17 protein-coding genes and 1 pseudogene are annotated in these 20,519 nt (G+C 70.9%); 7 read left to right on the top strand and 11 right to left on the bottom strand.

Translation table 11 applies throughout. The features are described 5' to 3' along the window. Positions 1 to 76 precede the first annotated feature (76 nt). The 3 genes from DEJ30_RS06640 to dut all read right to left on the bottom strand — a co-directional run bounded on the left by DEJ30_RS06640 (position 77) and on the right by dut (position 2,135). Positions 77 to 814 carry a DUF3159 domain-containing protein gene (locus DEJ30_RS06640; protein WP_258369852.1) on the bottom strand — a complete coding sequence of 246 codons (738 nt, stop codon included), beginning with the start codon at positions 812 to 814 and terminating at the stop codon, positions 77 to 79. A 110-nt stretch (positions 815 to 924) separates the two neighbouring features. After that, complete coding sequence (locus DEJ30_RS06635) at positions 925 to 1,647, bottom strand: DUF3710 domain-containing protein (RefSeq protein ID WP_258369851.1); 723 nt, start codon at positions 1,645 to 1,647, stop codon at positions 925 to 927. After that, positions 1,644 to 2,135 (bottom strand): dUTP diphosphatase, encoded by a 492-nt coding sequence (gene dut, locus DEJ30_RS06630; RefSeq protein ID WP_071403948.1) that lies wholly within the window; start codon positions 2,133 to 2,135, stop codon positions 1,644 to 1,646. Before dut ends, DEJ30_RS06635 begins: the two co-directional genes overlap by 4 nt. Positions 2,136 to 2,198: 63 nt before the next feature. Between dut and DEJ30_RS06625 the strand changes: the two genes are divergently transcribed. Beyond that, positions 2,199 to 2,630: a DUF3093 domain-containing protein gene (locus DEJ30_RS06625; protein ID WP_110859581.1), complete on the top strand. Its 432-nt coding sequence runs from the start codon at positions 2,199 to 2,201 to the stop codon at positions 2,628 to 2,630. Between the two features lie 105 nt (positions 2,631 to 2,735). On the opposite strand, the gene DEJ30_RS06620 is transcribed toward DEJ30_RS06625, so the two are convergent. After that, positions 2,736 to 3,035, bottom strand: a complete 300-nt coding sequence (locus DEJ30_RS06620) for a DUF4193 domain-containing protein (protein WP_017886098.1) — start codon at positions 3,033 to 3,035, stop codon at positions 2,736 to 2,738. A gap of 297 nt (positions 3,036 to 3,332) precedes the next feature. Here DEJ30_RS06620 and sepH point away from each other — a divergent pair, with 297 nt between their 5' ends. Further along, entirely contained in the window at positions 3,333 to 4,361 is a 1,029-nt protein-coding gene (sepH, locus tag DEJ30_RS06615) for a septation protein SepH (protein ID WP_181420029.1), read from the top strand. 33 nt (positions 4,362 to 4,394) lie between these two features. On the opposite strand, the gene DEJ30_RS06610 is transcribed toward sepH, so the two are convergent. Then, positions 4,395 to 5,561: an alkaline phosphatase family protein gene (locus DEJ30_RS06610; protein WP_181420028.1), complete on the bottom strand. Its 1,167-nt coding sequence runs from the start codon at positions 5,559 to 5,561 to the stop codon at positions 4,395 to 4,397. Between the two features lie 43 nt (positions 5,562 to 5,604). Here DEJ30_RS06610 and DEJ30_RS06605 point away from each other — a divergent pair, with 43 nt between their 5' ends. Further along, positions 5,605 to 8,091, top strand: coding sequence for a DNA topoisomerase (ATP-hydrolyzing) subunit A (locus DEJ30_RS06605; protein ID WP_110859579.1), 2,487 nt, complete (start codon positions 5,605 to 5,607; stop codon positions 8,089 to 8,091). Positions 8,092 to 8,402: 311 nt separating this feature from the next. Here DEJ30_RS06605 and DEJ30_RS06600 read toward each other — a convergent pair whose 3' ends face one another. After that, a complete protein-coding gene (locus DEJ30_RS06600; RefSeq protein WP_110859578.1) occupies positions 8,403 to 10,529 on the bottom strand; it encodes a type IIA DNA topoisomerase subunit B in 2,127 nt (708 codons plus the stop codon). 167 nt (positions 10,530 to 10,696) lie between these two features. On the opposite strand from DEJ30_RS06600, the gene DEJ30_RS06595 reads away from it, so the two are divergent. Next, the gene (locus tag DEJ30_RS06595; RefSeq protein WP_017886093.1) at positions 10,697 to 10,921 is read left to right on the top strand and encodes a hypothetical protein; all 225 of its coding nucleotides are present in this window, start codon (positions 10,697 to 10,699) and stop codon (positions 10,919 to 10,921) included. Positions 10,922 to 11,015: 94 nt separating this feature from the next. Here the strand turns inward: DEJ30_RS06595 and DEJ30_RS06590 are convergent, their stop codons facing one another. The 5 genes from DEJ30_RS06590 to DEJ30_RS06570 all read right to left on the bottom strand — a co-directional run bounded on the left by DEJ30_RS06590 (position 11,016) and on the right by DEJ30_RS06570 (position 16,911). Continuing rightward, positions 11,016 to 11,789 (bottom strand): type 1 glutamine amidotransferase, encoded by a 774-nt coding sequence (locus DEJ30_RS06590; protein WP_110859577.1) that lies wholly within the window; start codon positions 11,787 to 11,789, stop codon positions 11,016 to 11,018. Further along, the gene (locus DEJ30_RS06585; protein WP_110859576.1) at positions 11,786 to 13,045 is read right to left on the bottom strand and encodes a MurT ligase domain-containing protein; all 1,260 of its coding nucleotides are present in this window, start codon (positions 13,043 to 13,045) and stop codon (positions 11,786 to 11,788) included. Before DEJ30_RS06585 ends, DEJ30_RS06590 begins: the two co-directional genes overlap by 4 nt. Before the next feature lie 6 nt (positions 13,046 to 13,051). After that, positions 13,052 to 14,311, bottom strand: coding sequence for an RNA polymerase sigma factor (locus DEJ30_RS06580; RefSeq protein ID WP_027465462.1), 1,260 nt, complete (start codon positions 14,309 to 14,311; stop codon positions 13,052 to 13,054). A 193-nt stretch (positions 14,312 to 14,504) separates the two neighbouring features. After that, positions 14,505 to 15,824, bottom strand: coding sequence for a nitrate/nitrite transporter (locus DEJ30_RS06575; protein ID WP_110859575.1), 1,320 nt, complete (start codon positions 15,822 to 15,824; stop codon positions 14,505 to 14,507). A 157-nt stretch (positions 15,825 to 15,981) separates the two neighbouring features. Beyond that, the gene (locus tag DEJ30_RS06570) at positions 15,982 to 16,911 is read right to left on the bottom strand and encodes a proteasome assembly chaperone family protein (protein ID WP_110859574.1); all 930 of its coding nucleotides are present in this window, start codon (positions 16,909 to 16,911) and stop codon (positions 15,982 to 15,984) included. 76 nt (positions 16,912 to 16,987) lie between these two features. On the opposite strand from DEJ30_RS06570, the gene DEJ30_RS06565 reads away from it, so the two are divergent. The 3 genes and pseudogenes from DEJ30_RS06565 to DEJ30_RS06555 form a co-directional block, all read left to right on the top strand. Next, positions 16,988 to 18,478 (top strand): leucyl aminopeptidase, encoded by a 1,491-nt coding sequence (locus DEJ30_RS06565; protein ID WP_110859573.1) that lies wholly within the window; start codon positions 16,988 to 16,990, stop codon positions 18,476 to 18,478. 156 nt (positions 18,479 to 18,634) lie between these two features. Continuing rightward, on the top strand, positions 18,635 to 20,008 hold the full coding sequence (gene lpdA, locus DEJ30_RS06560; RefSeq protein WP_027465458.1) for a dihydrolipoyl dehydrogenase: 1,374 nt from the start codon (positions 18,635 to 18,637) through the stop codon (positions 20,006 to 20,008). A 73-nt stretch (positions 20,009 to 20,081) separates the two neighbouring features. After that, a pseudogene (locus DEJ30_RS06555) lies at positions 20,082 to 20,456 on the top strand (biotin/lipoyl-containing protein); the annotation flags it as partial. Between the last annotated feature and the right edge of the window lie 63 nt (positions 20,457 to 20,519).

The following is a 20,519-nucleotide window of genomic DNA, read 5'->3' as shown; positions in this document are numbered from 1 at the left end:
GTCCCACCAGCAAGGCAAACCTAATCCCGAGAACGCGTGCGCGCCCTGCGAGAACTATCTTGATGTCGAGAGAACTCTACACCGGGGCGACGTCGTCGCGTCGGACGAACACGGTGCGGACCAGCAGCCACGTCACCCAGAGCACCGCCGCGTACAGCGGCACGCCGAGGATGAGCTTCAGCCCGGCGAGCAGTTCGACCTGCGCCGTCAGGTACAGCGGGACCTCCACCGCGAGCCGGACCGCGAACAGCCCGACCCAGATCCAGGTGGCGACCGTCAGCACGCGGCGCTTCACCGGGTCGGCGCGCCAGTCGACGTGCGAGCCGTCCTCGTTCGCCGGCAGCAGGAAGCCGACGACGAGCCCGATGAGCGGCCAGCGGATCGCCAGCGTGATCAGCAGCCCGACGAGCCAGACGGCGTTGATGACGATCCCGGGGATGAAGTTGCTCTCCGCGCGGCCGGTGATGAGCGCGAGGCCGGCCGAGACCGCGACGCCGAGGATGCCCGCGAACGACATCGTCACCGACTGCCGCTGCAGCAGCCGGAGCACCACGAAGACCAGGCCGACCGCCACCGGGATCACGACGCTCGGCACGAGCTCCTTGGTGATCGCGTAGACGACCAGGAACGCGAACCCGGGCAGCACCGACTCGGCGAGCCCGCGCACCCCGCCGACCGCGCCGAGCAGCGCCCGGCCGGACGGTGCCTCACCGGGTGCCACGCGCGCGATGCCGGCGTTCTGCACGGCGTCGCGGAACTGCGCGGAGAAGGACGGCGCCACCGACGGCTCGGCCGCCGGTGCCGCAGCCGGCACCGCCGACGGCTCAGCCGCCGGTGCAGCGGGGTGGGAGCCAACCGTCTCGGGTCGTGGGGTGTCGTCGTGGTCCGGCACCGTGCCTCCAGGCGGGGTTGGTCGTCAGTCGGTCAGATCGCGGTCTGCGTCGACTTGGGCATGTGCAGCGGGATGAGGTCGCGCGGCGGCATCGGCGTCGTGCCGCGCACGACGACGACGCTGCGGAACAGCTCCTCGATCTCGCTCGCGTCGTCGGGCTGCTCGGCGGCCTTGCCGGCGATCACGCCGCGCAGGAACCAGCGCGGGCCGTCGACGCCGACGAAGCGGGCAGGGCGGGAGCCGGCGGCGCCGCCGTCGCCGTCCACGGCGACCGGAACGGACGCGCGGAGCTCGGGACCGAACGGGCCGTCGACCTCGGTCACGACACCGCCCTGGCGCTCGATCTGCTCGGCGATCTGGGCGCGGATCTCGTGCCACAGGCCGGTGGACCGGGGCGCCGCGAACGGCTGGACCTGCAGCGTGGACTCGTCGTAGTCGAGCCCGACCGCGACGACGCGCTGCGAGCCCTCCTCGACCTCGAGGCGCAGGTGCAGGCCCTCGCGCGGGAGCACCTTCACCCCGCCCAGGTCGACGTAGGGGCGGACCAGGTTCGCCTCGGTCTCGTCGTGGGGGCCGTTCTCGGCCCGGTCCTCCGGAGCGGACTTGTCCGTCGGGGCGACCGCGTCGACCTCGTCGAGGTCCGCGTCGGCATCCGTCGCGATGTCGACCTCGGGGGACGTGTCCGCGACCTCGATGTCGTCGGTGACGGCGTCCGCCACCTCGACCTCGTCCCGCTTGCGTCGGCCGAACTTCATGCGCGCGTTCCTTCCTGAGCGTCTGCGGCGGCACCGGTCACGGCGTCGCTCCGGTCACCGTAGCCCGACGAGCCGAACCCGCCCTGTCCGCGGACGCTGTCCGGCAGGTCGTCGACCCGGGTGTAGGTCACCTGCGGCACCGGCATCACGATCAACTGGGCGATGCGGTCGCCGACGTGCACCTCGTACGGTTCCGTCTGGTCGGTGTTCAGCAGGGCGACCTTGATCTCCCCGCGGTAGCCGGAGTCGACGGTGCCGGGGCTGTTCACGATCGTGATGCCGTGCTTCGCCGCCAGGCCGCTCCGCGGGACCACGAACGCGGCGTACCCCTCGGGCAGCGCGATGCGCAGACCCGTGGCGGCCAGGTGTCGCTCCCCCGGCTGCAGCACGAAGGCCTCGGTGGAGACGAGATCGGCACCCGCGTCGCCGGGGTGGGCGTGGCCGGGAGCGTGCTCCCCGGTCCAGAGGACGTCGACTGGTTCGGTCACGTGACGAGGGTAGTGCAGCCGTGACCGTTCCGTGACCTCGCTCGCTCGTGATCGAATGGACCCGTGACCCTGTATCGCGAACGACTCTGGGCCCCGCCCGCCCTCTACCTGGCGACGGCGCTCGTCATCCCCGCCACCCTGCTCGTCTTCCTCCCCATCAGCGTCCTGGCCGGCGTCCTCGTGGCGATCGGGATGGAGCTCGGGGTCCTGGTCCTCCTGTGGGCACTCGCACCCACCATCGAGGTCACCGACACCGAGTTCCGCGCGGGCAAGGCCCACCTCCCCCGCACGCTCGTCGGCACGACCGAGGCGTTCGAGGGCGCAGCGGCCACCGAGCAGCGCGGGCCGGCACTCGACGCCCGCGCGTGGACGCTCTTCCGCGGCTACGTCCGCGGCGTCGTCAAGGTCGAGGTGCGCGACGACGCCGACCCGACGCCCTACTGGCTGGTCAGCGTCCGGCACCCCGGCAAGGTCGTCGAGGCGCTGCGGTCCTGACGAACCACGACCAACGGCCTGGAGGCGCGGCTCGGCCCCGCCTCGCAGCACACGACGAAGGCCCCGCATCCCTGGAGGATGCGGGGCCTTCGCTGATCGTTGCGTCTAGAGCGAAGCGCACTCCGCGCAGACCGGTCCGAGCTTCGACTCGTGGTCGAGCTGGGAGCGGTGCTTCACGAGGAAGCACTCGACGCAGGTGAACTCATCGACCTGCGGGGGCAGCACCACGACGTCGAGGTCGACGTCGCTGAGGTCCTGCCCGGCGAGTTCGAAACTGCCGGGGTTGTCGGAATCATCGTCGACGACCCCCGACATCTTGTCGGGAACGCGCTCCTTGAGGGCCTCGATCGACTCCGAGTCGGAGTTGTCGTCGGTCTTCCGGGGGGCGTCGTAATCGGTGGCCATGCCCATCCATTTCTCGTATCGAGAGGTCGTCGCCGGGTGATCGGCGGCGACAGTTTGCACCACGCCCCGCCAGAGCGCAAACCGAGTGCTGCGGCGGGTCGTGCTGGCTGTGCAACCCACGACCGGAACCGGACATTCCCGACACCCGTTGCCGGAGTGCCGCGTCCTCGCGATCGGCCGTGCGGATGTCCGCGGCACGCCCGTGCGCCTCCCCGGAAACCGCCAGTCGCCCCTGCATACTCACGGGGTACGACAGCAGGACGTACGCGACGCTGGGAAGGCGGAACCATGCAAGACGTGAGAGTCATCGGAGTCGAGTCCGGCGCACTCCTCCTGGCGACCGACGGCGGCACCGAGTTCCGGTTGCCCGTCACGTCGTCGCTGGCAGGACAGGTGCGCCAGGCGAACCCCGACGCCGGTCCGCAGAAGCGGGTCTCCCCCAAGGACGTCCAGGCACGCATCCGTGGCGGCGCCGACGCCGCCGACGTGGCCGCCGCGCTCGACGTCGACGTCGAGTACGTCCGCCGCTTCGAGGGGCCGGTCCTCGCCGAGCGCGCCTTCATCCTCGACGCCTCGCACCGCGTGCCGGTCACCCCGGTCGACGACGAGTCCCCCGACACCTTCGGCCCCGCGATCACCGCGAAGCTCGAGGCCGGAGAGGCCACCGCGATCACCTGGGGCTCCTGGAAGCACCCGGAGAGCGGTTGGCAGGTCCGCGTCCGCTACACCGCGGGCGAGGTCGAGCACGACGCCCAGTGGCACTTCGACCCGAAGACCTCGACCCTCGCGCCGGACAACGGTGACGCCCACCGGCTGTCACACACCGACGACGAGGGCATCGCCCCGCGCCTGCGTGCGGTCGAGTTCGAACAGCAGGACGACGACGGCACCCGCTTCGACTCCGGCGCCTTCCGCGTCGACGAGCCGGAGCAGCCGGCCGCCGAGCCCGAGCCGTCCCAGCACGCGCCGCTCCGTGCACCGCTGCCCCGCATCGGTCAGGCCGCTGGAGAAGAGCGAGCTCCCGGCAACGAGACCGCCGACCTGCTCGAGGCGCTGCGCCGTCGCCGCGGTGAGCGCGAAGCAGCGTCCTTCGGCGAACAGCGCGACGAGCCCGCCCGCGGTACCTCCATCAGCGTCGTCGACATCCCGCTGCAGGGCTTCGAGGACGGCGGGGCGCACGACACCGCACCGCAGTCCGCCGACGCCCGTCCGGCGTCGGCGCCGGAGTCCGAGAGCCGTGGCGAACGCAAGAAGCGCAACCGCCGCTCGATGCCGAGCTGGGACGAGATCGTCTTCGGCACCCGTCCGGACGACGACCCCGCCTGATCCGCACGCCCGCCGACCGTCGGCGCAGACGTCCTAGAGGGCGAACGCGCCGGCGAGCCGGAGCGGCACGATCGTCTCCTCGTCGGTCATCGCGCCGTGCTGGCCGATCATGCGCTTCGGCGTCTCGTCCTCGCGCAGGGCACGGTCGTCGTTGAACGCCCACGAGCCGCGCGCCACGACGAGCACGTCACCGATGCGCGGCAGCACCTGGTCGGACACGTGCCCGAACCACCCGGCCTCGATCGCCTCGGCACGGCTGGCGACGTAGGCCTTCTTGCCGTAGCGCGCCCGGAACGCGCCGACGAGGGCGCGGACGTCGGTGCCCGGTGCGACGGTGAGCTGGCGGCAGCGCGGGTCGCCCGCGATGCCGACGACGTCGGTGAGCAGCAGCGGGTCGATGGCGATGTTCGCGTGGTCCGGCACGTCGAGCACACCGTGGTCCGCCGTCACCAGGACCCCGACGTCGTCGGCGCCGCGGGCGTCGAGCCGGGCGAGTTCCCCGTCGAGCAGCTCGAGGGCGGCCGTCCACCGGTCGGACTGCCAGCCGTACTTGTGCCCGATCGAGTCGAGCTCCGGCACGTACAGGTAGACGAGCGAGCGGCCGGTGGTGGTCTCGGCCAGTGCGGCGTCCACGCGCTGCGGAACGGTGTCCGCCGACACGTACCGAGCGCCGCCGAGCACGTTCGCGGTCATCCCGGACGAGCGGTACCGGTCCGGCCCGACGACGACGGGGTCGAGCCCGAGCTCCGCGGCCCGGGTGAACAGGGTCCGGGTCAGGAACCAGTCCGCGGGGACCTCGGTGTCCCAGCCGCCCAACAGGTTCATCACGGCACCGGTGTCCGGGTTCCAGCCGCTGTAGCCGACGACGCCGTGGGTGCCGGGCGAGCGGCCGGTGGTCAGGGTGCTCAGGGCGGCCGCGGTCGTCGTCGGGAACCCGCTCCGCAGCTTCTTCGCGGTGCCGGTGCCCTTCGCACCGGTCAACCAGCGAGCGTGCCCGGCGCGCGCCGCCAGCGCGGCGGAACCGAGGCCGTCGACCAGCACGACGATCGCCGAGCGGGCGGGGCGGAGGGTGATCCGGGCCTCCAGGCCGTCGTTCCGCAACCACGCGTCGTCCGCAGCGCCGAGCGCCACGAGGCAACTCGGGAAGACGTCGGCGAGGTTCGCGACGGCGTCGGGGGCCGTCGGTACGCTTGTTCCCATTCCACGAGTCTTCCAGACGACTCCGGTTCTCCAGAAAGGTGCCATGGCACGCACGGACGTAGTCGGCCTGCCCGACGGTGAGCGCATCGAGGACGTCGACGTCTCCGAGGAGATGCAGGGCTCCTTCCTCGAGTACGCGTACTCCGTCATCTACTCGCGGGCGCTGCCCGACGCCCGCGACGGCCTGAAGCCGGTGCAGCGTCGCATCCTGTACCAGATGGCCGAAATGGGGCTGCGGCCCGACCGCGGACACGTCAAGAGCGCCCGCGTCACGGGCGAGGTGATGGGCAAGCTGCACCCGCACGGCGACGGCGCGATCTACGACGCGTTGGTCCGCATGGCCCAGCCGTTCACGATGCGTGTGCCGCTCGTCGACGGCCACGGCAACTTCGGCTCCCTCGACGACGGTCCCGCAGCAGCCCGGTACACCGAGGCCCGGCTGGCCGAACCGTCGATGGCGATGACCGAGGGCCTGGGCGAGGACGTCGTCGACTTCGTCCCGAACTACGACAACCAGATCATGCAGCCGGGTGTCCTGCCGGCGGCGTTCCCGAACCTGCTCGTCAACGGCGCCTCCGGCATCGCGGTCGGCATGGCGACGAACATGGCGCCGCACAACCTCGGCGAAGTGGTCGAGGCCGCGAAGCACCTGCTCATGAACCCGCAGGCCAGCCTCGAAGAACTCATGGAGTTCGTGCCCGGCCCCGACCTGCCGTCCGGCGGCACGATCGTCGGGCTCTCCGGGGTCCGCGACGCCTACGCCACCGGCCGCGGCTCGTTCCGCACCCGCGCGAAGGTGAGCGTCGAGAACCTCACCCCGCGCAAGGTCGGGCTCGTCGTCACCGAGCTGCCCTACCTGGTCGGCCCCGAGCGTGTGATCGAGAAGATCAAGGACGGCGTCCAGTCCAAGAAGCTCGTCGGCATCTCCGACGTCAACGACCTGACCGACCGCAACCACGGGCTCCGGCTCGTCATCGGCATCAAGAGCGGGTTCAACCCCACCGCCGTGCTCGAGCAGCTGTACAAGCACACCCCGCTCGAGGACGGCTTCGGCATCAACAACGTCGCGCTGGTCGGCGGGTCGCCCCGCACCCTCGGGCTGCGCGAGCTGCTCGACGTCTACGTGCAGCACCGGCTCGACGTCGTCACCCGCCGGTCGCAGTACCGGTTGGCGCGGCGCAAGGAACGGCTGCACCTGGTCGAGGGCCTACTCATCGCGATCCTCGACATCGACGAGGTCATCCAGGTCATCCGCACCTCCGACGACTCCGAGGCGGCGCGCAACCGCCTGCGTGACGTCTTCGACCTGTCCGAGGTACAGGCGGAGTACATCCTCGAGCTGCGCCTGCGCCGCCTGACGAAGTTCTCGCGGATGGAGCTCGAGGCCGAGCGCGACCAGCTGCTCGCCGACATCGCCGCCCTCGAAGAACTGCTGGCGTCCGACGAGCGACTCCGCGCGCAGGTCGCCCTCGAGCTGACCGAGGTGTCCGACAGGTTCGCCACCCCGCGCCGCACGCTGCTCACCGAGGCCGACGCCCCGGTGAAGGGCGGTCGGAAGGCCGCGGTCGACCCGGAGTCCCTGCAGATCGCCGATTCCCCCTGCCGCGTGCTGCTCTCGACCACCGGACGGCTCATCCGGGTCGACATCCCGACGTCGGAGCTCGGCATCGTCCGCGTACCGAAGCGCTCGAAGCACGACGCCGTCCGCTCCGCCGTGGTGAGCACGGTGCGGGGGCAGATCGGCGCGATCACCTCGACCGGGCGGGTCCTCCGGCTCTCCCCCGTCGACGTCCCCGCCGTGCCGCCCGCGGCGGTCCGACTCGACGCCGGCGTCCGGGTCACCGACTTCCTGGCGCTCACCAAGGGCGAGACGGTCGTGGCGATCGTCGACCTGTCCGGCGCGTCGTCGGACTCGCTGGCGATCGGCACCGCACACGGCGTGGTGAAGCGCGTCGTGCCGGGTGCGTGGCCCGACAAGCCGGAGTTCGTCGCGATCGGCCTGAAGCCCGGCGACCACGTGGTCGGCGCGGCCCAGGCGCCGGAGTCGGACGACCTCGTGTTCATCAGCTCCAACGCGCAGCTGCTGCGGTTCCCGGCGTCCGTCGTCCGGGCGCAGGGGCTGCCCGCCGGTGGTGTGGCCGGCATGGCCCTCGCCGACGGCGCCTCGGTGATCTGGTTCGGCTCGGTCGCACGCTCCGACGACGCCGTGGTCGCCACGGTGTCCACCACCTCGACCGCGCTGCCCGGCACCGACGCCGGTCGCGCCAAGGTCTCCGCGCTGTCGGAGTTCCCGGCGAAGGGCCGTGCCACCCAGGGTGTCCGGGCGCACGCGTTCCTGAAGGGCGAGGACGGGCTCACAGTGGGATGGGCGGGCATCGCGCCGCCGCACGCCGTCGGCACCGACGGCGCTGCACGGACCCTGCCCGACTGGCTGTCGAAGCGTGACGGGTCGGGTGCCCCGCTCGAAGCGGTCATCGGCTCGATCGGCGGCAGCGCCGCGACGCTCGACGGCACCGCCGGCGAGGCGTAGGCGCGCGCCGGCGTCCGCCACCGGCCGTCCGCGACGGCGGCCCGCTGTCCGCGAGGTGTCGCGGACGCGGCGCCGTTTCGCGCTGAGCGACACCTCACGGACCGGCGGCCGCGTGGACTGTCGCTCAGCGCGTGACGTCGTGGCCTGGAGGCGCGGGGCGGCGCCGCCACGGGCCTCCCGTCCGCCGTCACCGTGTCGCGGACGCGGCGCCGTTTCGCGCTGAGCGACACCTCACGGACCGGCGGCCGCGTGGACTGTCGCTCAGCGCGTGAGCACGCCAGGCCGCTGCGCGGCCCGGGCGTGAAGGCGCGCTACGCGTCGATGCGGTCGCGGTCCAGGCCCTCGCCGGCCAGGATGAACTCCTTGCGCGGCGCCACGTCGTTGCCCATGAGCAGCTCGAACACCTTCGCGGCACCCTCGGCATGGGTCACGTTCACCCGGCGCAGCGTGCGGTGCGCGCGGTCCATCGTGGTCTCCGCCAGCTGGTCCGCGTCCATCTCGCCGAGGCCCTTGTACCGCTGGATCGGCTCCTGGTACTTCTTGCCCGTCTTCTCGAGCTTCTTCAGCACCGTCTGCAGCTCCTGTTCGGAGTACGTGTAGAGCGTGTCGTTCGGCTTGCCGCGGTTCACCACGACGACGCGGTGCAGCGGCGGCACGGCTGCGAAGACCCGGCCCTGCTCGATCATCGGCCGCATGTACCGGAAGAACAACGTGAGCAGCAGCGTGCGGATGTGGGCGCCGTCGACGTCGGCGTCCGACATGATGATGATCTTGCCGTAGCGGGCCTGGTCGATGTCGAACGTGCGGCCCGAACCGGCGCCGATGACCTGGATGATCGACGCGCACTCGACGTTCGAGAGCATGTCCGACACGGACGCCTTCTGCACGTTGAGGATCTTGCCGCGGATCGGCAGCAGCGCCTGGTACTCGCTGTTGCGGGCGAGCTTCGCGGTGCCCAGGGCCGAGTCACCCTCGACGATGAAGAGCTCCGTGCCCTCGGTCTCCTGCGAGCGGCAGTCGGCGAGCTTCGTGGGCAGCGAGGAGTTCTCGAGCGCGTTCTTGCGGCGTTGCGTCTCCTTGTGTGCCCGCGCCGAGATGCGGGTCTTCATCTCGGACACGACCTTCTCGAGCAGGGCCGCCGACTGTGCCTTCTCGGTGCGCTGCGTGGAGGTGAGGATCTCGGTGATGCGCTTCGACACCACCTGGTCGACGATCTTCCGGACCGCCGGGGTGCCGAGGATCTCCTTCGTCTGCCCCTCGAACTGCGGCTCGGGCAACCGCACGGTCAGCACGGCGGTCATGCCGGCGAGGACGTCGTCCTTGTCGAGCTTGTCCTGCCCGACCTTGAGCTTGCGGGCGTTCGCCTCGACCTGGGCGCGGACGGCCTTGACGACGCCCGACTCGAAGCCGGCCTGGTGGGTGCCGCCCTTCGGCGTCGCGATGATGTTGACGAAGCTGCGGAACACGGTCTCGTAGCCACTGCCCCAGCGGAGCGCCAGGTCGACCTCGCACTCGCGCTCGACCGAGGTGGAGACCATGTGGCCCTTGTCGTCGAGCATCGGCACGGTCTCGGTGAAGGTGCCGGTCCCCTGCACGCGCCAGACGTCGGTGAGCGGGCTGTCGACGGCGAGGTGCTCGACGAACTCGCCGATCCCGCCCTCGTACCGGAAGCGCTCCACCACCGGCCCGGCGGCCACGGTGGTGCCCGTCGCCTCGGCCCGGGCGGCTGCGGCGTCGATCGACGCCGCGCGCTCGTCGGTGATGGTGATGCCGAGCCCGGGCACGAGGAACGCGGTCTGCCGTGCACGGGTCACCAGGTCGTCGGTGCTGAAGCGGGCGTCGGCGGTGAAGATCTGGCGGTCCGCCCAGTAGCGGATCCGGGAGCCGGTGACGCCCTTCTTGACCTTGCCGACGACGCGCAGCTCGCTGCCCGAGGTGAAGGGCGCGAACGGTGCGTCCGGGCCGATGCCCTTGCTGTCGTCGAAGGTGCCGGGCTCGCCCCGGTGGAACGACATGGCGTAGGTCTTGCCGCCCCGGTCGACCTCGACGTCGAGGCGCTCCGACAGCGCGTTCACGACCGAGGCGCCGACGCCGTGCAGGCCGCCCGAGGCCGCGTAGGACCCCGAGCCGAACTTGCCGCCGGCGTGCAGCTTGGTGAACACGACCTCGACCCCGGTCAGGCCGGTCTTCGGTTCGACGTCGACGGGGATGCCCCGGGCGGTGTCCCGGACCTCGACCGAGCCGTCGGCGTGCAGGACGACACCGATCTCGTCACCGTGTCCCGCGAGGGCTTCGTCGACCGAGTTGTCGATGATCTCCCACAGGCAGTGCATGAGGCCCCGCGAGTCCGTCGAGCCGATGTACATGCCCGGCCGCTTCCGGACCGCCTCGAGCCCTTCGAGGACGGAGAGATGGCGTGCGGAGTAGTCGGAGCTCACCGTCGGAGTTTACCGAGCGGCACCGACAGCACCGTGTGGACACTCGCACTGGGGCCAAGCGATCCGCGCTGAGCGAAACAGGCCCCGACAATGCGTCGCTCTCAGGGATCACGTGTTGAAATGGTGCAACCACCCGGCACCACCTGCGATCCGTGAGGAGCACAGCAATGACCCAGACCGTGCAGGACCCCTCCATCGACGAAGTCAGCAACCACCAGCTGACCGCCGCCGACCGTTGCGACAGCTGCGGGGCGCAGGCCTACATCCGAGCCACCATGTCGAGCGGCGAGCTCTACTTCTGCGCCCACCACGGCGCCGAGTTCAAGGACAAGCTCGCGGCGACCGCCATCGAGTGGCACGACGAGAGCAGCCGACTCTACGAGTCGAAGTAGTCGCGACCGACACACGGACAGGAGGCGCGGTGCCAGCTGGCACCGCGCCTCCTGTCTTTGCGTGGTCGCGTTCGACGTCCGCAGCGAGCGGCCGTCAGGCGATGCGCTTGAACGCCTTGTCGACGTAGCGGTCGACGGTGGCGCGCGCTTCGCGGGCGTAGCGGTCGATCGTCGCCGTCTGCTCCGCGTCCGGCGCGTACTCGCGGCCCAGCCGCGCGGTCGCTGCGGCGAGCACACCGTCGGTCAACTGCGGGTTGAGCGGCAGGACCGGGCCCTGGGTGTGCGTGCCGAAGGAGTTCCCGACGATCGCGCCCTCGACCGGGGAGCCGGCCTGGTTGCCGCCGCCGGAGACGACATCGGCGAAGGGCGTGATCCCGGCTGCGAGCTCGATGCGGGTCGCGTGGTCCTCGAAGCCCGCCAGGCGGTTCGAGGCTCCGGCGAGCAGCGGGTACCGGGTCTCGAGCACGAAGTAGTTCACACGGCGCTCGGCACCGCGGACGGCACGGGCGTCGAACACCCCGAAGCCCGCGACCGGCACGCCCTCGGTCGGCACGACCTCGTTCGTCGCGAGGTCGAACCCACCGCCGACGGCGAGCACCGGAACACCCTCGGTCGCGAACGCACGGAGCGTTCCGCCGATGCGTGTGACGTCGTCGCCCAGGGAACGCATCGCGCTGAGCGGTCCGTTGCCGATCACGACGACGTCCGCCGTGGTCGGAAGCTCGTCACCGGGCGCGTACTCGAGGACCTGTGTCTCGATGCCCGCGGCGGCCGCACGGCGGACCAGGGCCGCGACGTTGCCACGGTCGCCCGAGACGCCCATCTGCCGGGGGTAGACGTGCAGGATGGTCAACCGGTCGGCCGTCATGCGGTCTTCTCCATGTCCGGGTGGCCGAGGGCCTTGCGGGCGATCATCATGATCTCGTAGTTGACGATGAAGTTCTTCGTCCCGCGGGTCGTCGAGCCGAGCTGCTCCATGTGCTTGATCGCTGCTTCGACGTCGGGCTCGACCCGGCCGATGCGGACACCGGCGTGCTCGAGCGCGATCGCGATCTGCCACGCCTTGTCGCCGGAGACGACGTCCACGTGGTCGAGCTTCGAGAAGTCGATGTCGTAGATCCAGGAGATGTCGGGCGTGCCCTCGTCGATCGCCATGAGGACCTGTTCGGGCTGGTCCGGCAGGGCGTCGAGGTTGAGCTGCAGGCTCGCGGCGTTCTTGAACATCGTGAACTCGGCGGACTCACCCGCGATGGGGAGTCGCTCGCCACGGCCGTACGCGGGCTTCATCGTGCCGAAGGCCTTGGTCACGGCGTCGGCGCGGAACTGCGCGCCGAGGGCCGCACTCGCCGTCGCGGTGGCCGCGGCGGCGTCGACCGCGTAGTGCAGGCCGCGGGCGGGCAGCCGGACCGGGATCTCGGCACCGTCGAAGCGGATCGTCGCGCCGTCGCCCGTGTGGGCCACGACCTCGGCGTCGGCGGTGTGCTGGGCACGGTCGCCGGCGTCGAACGAGTCGGCGTTCTGCAGGCCGTTCGGCGCCGCGGCGATGACCTCGTCGCTCGCACCGAACCGCAGGACGCGCTGCCCGGGGGTGCCCGTGTAGCCGTCGAGGAACTGGTCGTCGTGGTTCGTGATGATGTTCGCCGTCGACAGAGCGGCGGTGTCGAGCATCATCGTCGCCACGCGCTCGGTCTCGAAGAACCGGTACAGCTGGTCGACCTGCACGTTGAGCATCGTCACCGTCGAGGGCGACAGGATGCCGGCGAGCTCGACGGCGAAGGCCTCGTCGACCTCGAGGATGCCGATGTCGGCCTTGAGCCGGCCGGTCAGCGAGACCTCGGACAGCAGGGCCGACGCGATGCCCTGCGGCAGGTTGGCGCCGGACGGGTTCGTGAAGACCCGCAACCCGTGGGCCCGGACGATGTCGGAGATCATGTGCGTCGTCGTCGACTTGCCGTTCGAGCCGAGCACGAAGACGACGCCGTTCGGGAACTGCTTCGTCACGTGCTGCAGGAAGTCCGGCACGAGCTTGAGCACGATGTACCCGGGGTAGGCGGACCCGCCGCCCCGCGCACGGGCGAGGGCGCGGAGGATCCGCCCGATCAGGATCGGGATGAAGAAGCGCATGCCGGCTTACTCGAGGTAGTCGCGCAGCGACTGCGACCGCGAGGGGTGGCGGAGCTTCGCCATCGTCTTGGACTCGATCTGACGGATGCGCTCACGCGTCACGCCGAACGTGTCACCGATCTGGTCGAGCGTCTTCGGCTGGCCGTCACCGAGGCCGAAGCGCATGCGGATGACGCCCGCCTCGCGCTCGGACAGGGAGTCGAGCAGGCTCTCGAGCTGCTTCTGCAGCATCGTGAAGCCCACCGCGTCGGCCGGTACGACCGCCTCGGTGTCTTCGATGAGGTCACCGAACTCCGAGTCGCCGTCCTCGCCCAGGGGCGTGTGCAGCGAGATCGGCTCGCGGCCGTACTTCTGCACCTCGACGACCTTCTCCGGGGTCATGTCGAGCTCGCGGGCGAGCTCTTCCGGAGTGGGTTCGCGACCGAGGTCCTGCAGCATCTGCCGCTGGACGCGGGCGAGCTTGTTGATGACCTCGACCATGTGCACCGGGATGCGGATGGTGCGGGCCTGGTCGGCCATGGCACGGGTGATGGCCTGACGGATCCACCACGTCGCGTAGGTCGAGAACTTGAAGCCCTTGGTGTAGTCGAACTTCTCGACCGCACGGATCAGACCCAGGTTGCCCTCCTGGATGAGGTCCAGGAACTGCATGCCACGACCGGTGTACCGCTTCGCGAGCGAGACGACCAGGCGGAGGTTCGCGCCGAGCAGGTGCGACTTCGCACGCTGTCCGTCTCGCGCGACCCAGCGCAGTTCACGCTCGGCGGGCTTCGAGAGCCCCGTCGCGTGCTGCAGCTTGTCCTCGGCGAACAGGCCGGCCTCGATGCGCATCGCGAGCTCGACCTCCTGCTCGGCGTTGAGCAGGGCGACCTTGCCGATCTGCTTCAGGTAGTCCTTCACCGGGTCGGCGGTGGCACCCGTGATGGTCGTCGAGTAGACCGGCGCCTCGTCGTCGTCGGTCTGCGAGATGACGAGCGCACCGGCGGCGACCGCTGCAGCGGCGTCCGGCTTGGCCGTCTTGTCGTCGGTGTCGTCGGCCTCGTCGGTCGGCTCCTCGACGGGCTCGTCGGAGGCGATCGCCTCGTCGACGGCGTCGGTCTTCTTCGCCTTGGGCGCCGCCTTCTTGGCGGGCGCCTTCTTGGCGGGGGCCTTCGTGGCGCGCTTCTTCGGCGCTGCGGTGCCCTCGGTGTCCGTGGCGTCCTCTGCCACAGCGCCCTCGGGCTCGGTGTCCTTCGTGGGATCGATCGTCGTGCTCCGGGCAGCCATGCGATCACCTCTCTCGTCGTGCCACGTTCGTGGGGTCGTGGCCTCCCTCGCCGCCCAGGTCCCGCGCCGCAGTCCCCCGCGTCGTACGAGTCCTACCGTTCCGGGCAGCACTAGGACCCATGTCAAGTCCCCCGAGTTCACCGGCGCACCGAAGTGCTCCGACAGACAGGGGTCCCGAACGGGTCCGTGATCATTATTGCACGTGCCGCTTCCGCAGGCGTGCAACGAGTGCAACCCAGAGTGGCCCGACGCGTATTCCCTCTTCCGAGTGCAGCACGCGGCGGGTCCGACGGCGGGCGTGCAGGAGCATCCCGACGCCGAAACCGACCACGACGTACTGCACCGTGAGGGCGATCCGGAAGTTCTCCCAGGCGAACACCGTGGTGCCGGTGGCCCGTGCGGCCGCGTCGAGCACGACGCCGATCAGGTACATCATCACGAAGGCCGCCAGGAACCCACCGACGTTCACCACTCCGTTCGCCGAGCCGAGCGAGCCGACCGGGTTGAAGGTCCGGGCGAAGTCGAAGCCGATGAGCGAGCCGGGCCCGCCGATCCCCATCGCGACGACGAGCAGCACGAGCAACCACGTCGGTGGGTGCCCGGGCCAGAGCAGGATCGCCGTCCAGAGCACCGCGAGCAGGACGACCACGCCGAGCACCAGGTTCGACCGGCGCATCGGGAACCGCGCGCAGAGCACGCCGAGCACCGGACCAGCGACGAACCCGACGACCACGATGATCGTGAGGAACCCAGCCGCCGCACCCGGGGAGTACCCGAGCCCCCGGAGCATCGGGACACCCCACAGCAGTGAGAACACCGTGCCCGAGGACTGCGTGACGTAGTGCGACCAGAACCCGAGCTGTGTGCCCGGGCGGCGGAGCGCGTGCCCGAACGTGCTGAACGCGGCACCCCACGAGTGCGGCAGCGGGATCGTGTCCGTCCGCACCGGCACGGGACCGTTCCGCACGAAGACCGCTGCGAGCACCAGACCGACAGCGCTGGCCGCGGCCGCGACGCCGAACGCCGGGGTCCAGCCCACCGTGTGCAGGAGCACCGCGAACGGGAACGCCGACAGGATCTGGCCGATCTGCCCGAGGTTGCCCGTCCACTGCGAGATCTGCGGCAGGATCCGGCCGCTGAACCACATCGGCACCAGTCGGATCACCGAGATGAAGGTCATCGCGTCGCCGGCGCCGACGAGCACCCGCCCCGCGACGGCCGGCCCGATCGACGGGGACACGGCGACGATCGCCTGTCCGACGACCAGCAGCGCGGCTCCGAGGAGCACCAGCCGGCGCGGGCCCACGCGGTCGAGGGCGATCCCCACCGGGATCTGCAGCCCCGCGTAGACGGCGATCTGCACCACGGCGAGGGACGACAGGACGGCGGCGGAGACGGCGAACCGGTCCTGCGCATCGACACCGGAGACCCCGAGCGAGGACCGCTGCACCACGGCGAGGACGTACGCGAGGACCGCGACACCCCAGATCAGGAAGGCACGACGGGAGTTCACCGGACCAGGCTACCGACGCGTCCCCGCGTCGATACGCGACGAGCGTCGTCGACGTGCGTCACGTCGTGCGGGCGACCGGAGGACGGCCTGGAGGCGCGGTGCGGGGCCGCCACGAGCCTCCAGGCCGTCCTGAGGGGACGTCCGGATCCCGCGACGGTCAGTCGGTCGCGTCGCCCTGGGTGCGCCGGTCGGCCAGGAAGCGCTCGAGCTCCGCCGCGATCGCGTCCGCGGTCGGTACCTCACCGTCGACGCCGGTGAGCGGCGAGGCGACGGGGTTGCCCTCCATGTAGGTGTCGTGCCGCTCCTCGAGCACGGAGACGAGTCGCTGCAGCTCGGCGTTGCCGGCGACCTGCTCGTCGACGCGCGTGAGGAACTCGCGACCCGACTCGCGCAGGGCGTCCGTCGGGAAGAAGAGCCCGGTCGCGGCGGCGATGCCGGACAGCGCTGCGACGGCGGCGTCGGGGAACTCGGTGTCGGACAGGTAGTGGGGGACGAGCAGCACGAGCCCCGTGACCTGCGCACCCGTCTCGGCGAGGCGGTGCTCGACCAGGTGCAGGACGTTCGCCGGCGCCTGGGTCTCGGGCTTCCAGACGCTCATCTGCTCGACGAGGTCGGCCCGGGTGCCGGAGACGGTGAGGCTGATCGGACGGGTGTGCGGGACCGGCATCGGGATGGACTGCACCCACGTGGTGTCAGCCACCTGCAGGTCGTCGGCGAGCCCGGTGACGGCGCGGACGAAGCGGTTCCACTGGAAGTCCGGCTCGTAGCCCGACAGGAACAGGAACGGCTGGCCGATCTCGTCGCGCACCAGGTGCAGGGCCAGACGGGGCGGCTCGACGGCGCTGATGTGGTCGTGCTCGAAGGTGATGACCGGGCGACGGGCCCGCCAGTCGAGCAGCACGTCGGGGTCGAACTCGGCGACGAGCTCGGTGTCGAGGTCCTCGAGGATCGAGTTCGTCACCTGCGCGACGGCCGAGCCGGCATCGGCGAAACCGGTCAGCCCGGCGACCAGGTGCAACCCTGCCGGCACGGTCGGTGCGTCCGCGTCGAACGTGTAGAGCTCCTCGGGGTGGTTCACCGTCCCCATGCTAGGCGGGGCCTCCGACGTCCCCGGTGCGCGACGACCACGCCGACAGCGAACAGGCCGTCGGTAGGGTTGGAGCATGGTCCGACCGACGCTCTCCACCACCAGTTCACCCCCCGAGACCACCACCGCCGACGTGCTCGTCGTCGGGGTCCGTCCGGGCTCGTCCGGCGAGGCCGACAGCGCCGCTGTGCTCGCCCCCACCGCGCTGGGGACGATCGACGCCCTCGCCGACCTCGACCTCGCCGCGATCGGGGTCACCGGGGCGAAGGACCAGCTCGTCCGCCTGCCCGCCACCGGCGTCGGTGCGAAGTCGGTCGCGCTGATCGGGCTCGGGTCCGCCACGGGTGCAGCGGCGATCCGCGCGGCCGCCGGCAGCGCCGTCCGCCAGCTCCCCCGGGTGGACTCGATCACGCTCGCCCTGCCGACCGACTCGGCCGAGCTCGTCGACGCCGCGCTCGAGGGCGCAGCGCTCGGCGCGTACGCCTTCACACGGCACAAGGGCACCGGCACCAAGGCCCCGGCCCGCGGCGACCAGCGCATCGAGGTCCTCGCCCCCGCCGACGTCGCCGCCGACGCCGCCGTGCGCCCCGCGATCGTCGCCGACGCCGCGTCGCTCGTGCGCGACCTCGTGAACACCGCCGCGGGCGACCTCGGGCCGCAGGACGTCGCCGACGTCGCGACCGGGTTCGCCTCGGACCTGCCGCTCACCGTCGAGGTCCTCGACGAGCAGGCGCTCGAGGAGCAGGGCTTCGGCGGCATCCTCGGCGTCGGCCGCGGTTCGGCGCGTCCCCCGCGCCTGGTCGTGGTCCGGTACGCGCCCGAGTCCGCCACCAAGCACCTCGCCCTCGTGGGCAAGGGCATCACCTTCGACTCGGGCGGACTCTCGCTCAAGCCCGCGGCGTCGATGCTCGGCATGAAGACCGACATGACCGGTGCCGCCACGGTGCTCGCCGCGACCGTCGCCGCCGCCCGCCTGGGACTGGACGTGCGCGTGACCGCGTGGCTCGCCCTCGCCGAGAACATGCCCTCCGGCACCGCGACCCGCCCGGGCGACGTCCTGACGCTGAAGAACGGCACCACGGTCGAGGTCACGAACACCGACGCCGAGGGCCGCCTGGTGCTCGGCGACGGGATGGCCGCCGCGTCGCTCGAGCAACCCGACGCGCTCGTCGACGTCGCCACGCTGACCGGTGCCCAGGTCGTCGCGCTCGGCGACCGCACCACCGGCCTGATGGGCAGCGACGACCTCGTCGCGAAGGTCCGTGCCGTCGCCGAGGGCGTCGCGGAGCCGATCTGGCCGATGCCGCTGCCCGAGGAACTCGAGGCCCGGCTGTCCAGCGACGTCGCCGACATCGTCAACGCCACGGTCGGCAACCCGGCCGGCGGCATGCTGCTCGCGGGCAAGTTCCTCGAGCGCTTCGCCGGCGAGGGTGTCCCCTGGGCGCACCTCGACATCGCGGGTCCGTCGGAGAACAAGGGCGGCGGGTACGCCTGGTTGGGCAAGGGTGCGACGGGCGTGATGGTCCGGACGCTCATCGCTCTCGCAGAAGACCTCCAGTCCGAGTAGTAGGTTTGGTACCGGTGGGAACGGCGCACCGACGCGCCTCCCACCGGTACTGCACGGGACGGGACCGGAACCACGCGGTCCGACCGTCGGACGCCGCCCTCCGCGGTGTCCACGTAGGGCCCGATCGGCCCGACACGCACGAGGGAGTTGCACCAGGTGACGGAACAGACTTACGACGTCGTTGTCCTCGGTGGCGGGAGTGGTGGGTACGCCGCTGCGCTCCGGGCCGCCGAACTCGGCATGAGCGTCGCGCTCATCGAGGGCGACAAGCTCGGAGGGACGTGCCTGCACCGCGGCTGCATCCCGACCAAGGCGCTGCTGCACGCCGCCGAGATCGCCGACGGCACGCGTGACGCCGAGAAGTACGGCGTGATCGCGGAGTTCGCCGGTGTCGACGTGCCCAAGGTGATCGACTACCAGCAGGGCGTCATCAACTCCAAGTACAAGGGCCTGCAGGGCCTGATCAAGGCCCGCGGCATCACCGTGGTCGAGGGCTGGGGTCGTCTGACCTCCCAGAACACCGTGCAGGTCGGCGACCAGACCGTCACCGGCAAGAACATCGTGCTCGCGACCGGCTCCTACTCGAAGTCCCTGCCCGGGCTCGAGATCGGCGGCCGCGTGATCACCTCCGAGACCGCGCTCCGCATGGACTACGTCCCGAACAAGGTCGTCATCCTGGGCGGCGGCGTCATCGGCGTCGAGTTCGCCAGCGTCTGGAAGTCCTTCGGCGCCGAGGTCACCATCGTCGAGGGCCTGCCGCACCTGGTCCCCGCCGAGGACGAGTCGATGTCGAAGCAGCTCGAGCGCGCGTTCCGCAAGCGCGGCATCGAGTTCTCGCTCGGTGTCCGGTTCCAGGGCGTCGAGCAGCACGAGAACGGCGTCGTCGTCACGCTGGAGGACGGCAAGACCTTCGACGGTGACGTCCTGCTCGTCGCCGTCGGCCGTGGCCCGGTCACGCAGAACGTCGGCTACGACGAGGTCGGCGTGGCGATGGACCGAGGGTTCGTCACCACGAACGAGCGTCTCGCCACGAACATCCCGAACGTCTACGCCGTCGGCGACATCGTCCCCGGCCTGCAGCTCGCGCACCGCGGCTTCCAGCAGGGCATCTTCGTCGCCGAGGAGATCGCCGGCCTCAACCCGGTGGTCATCGAGGACAAGAACATCCCGAAGATCACCTACTCCGACCCCGAGGTCGCGTCGGTCGGGCTCTCGCAGGCCAAGGCCGAGGAGCAGTACGGCGCCGACAAGGTCGACTCGTACGAGTACAACCTGGCCGGAAACGGCAAGAGCCACATCATCGGGACCTCCGGCTCCGTCAAGGTCGTGCGCGTCGTGGACGGCCCCGTCGTCGGGGTCAGCATGATCGGTGCCCGCGTCGGCGAGCTCATCGGCGAAGCCCAGCTCGCCGTGAACTGGGAGGCCTACCCGGAGGACATCGCTCCCCTGGTGCACGGTCACCCGACCCAGAACGAAGCCCTCGGCGAGGCGTTCCTGCACCTCGCGGGCAAGCCGCTGCACGCGCTGTGACCGGCACCGGTCCGCGCACTGTGACAATGACACCAACAACCACTGCAATCCCCCGCGAAGAGGAGTCCACCCGATGAGCGAATCCGTCAACCTCCCGGCGCTCGGCGAGAGCGTCACCGAGGGCACGGTGACCCGATGGCTGAAGAACGTCGGTGACCGGGTCGAGGTCGACGAGCCGCTGCTCGAGGTCTCGACCGACAAGGTCGACACCGAGATCCCGTCGCCGATCGCCGGTGTCGTCGAGGAGATCCTGGTGCAGGAGGACGAGACCGTCGAGGTCGGCACCGCCCTCGTGAAGATCGGTGACGGCTCCGGCTCGTCCGATGGCGGTTCGGACTCGTCCGACTCCGGCGCCGACGACGCGAACGCCGCCGCTGCCGACGCCGAGGAGCCCGAGGCCGCTCCGAGCACGGAGCAGGAGGCCGAGACCCCCGCACCGGAACCCGTGACCGTGGACAGGTCGACACCCTGCTCGTTGGCGAGCTTGCGCACCAGCGGGGTGACGTAGCCC

The organism is Curtobacterium sp. MCPF17_003, from assembly GCF_003224385.1.
GTDB classification, from domain to species: domain Bacteria; phylum Actinomycetota; class Actinomycetes; order Actinomycetales; family Microbacteriaceae; genus Curtobacterium; species Curtobacterium flaccumfaciens.
The sequence above is the reverse complement of the archived record's forward strand: the minus strand, read 5'-3'. Positions and strand labels throughout refer to the sequence as shown.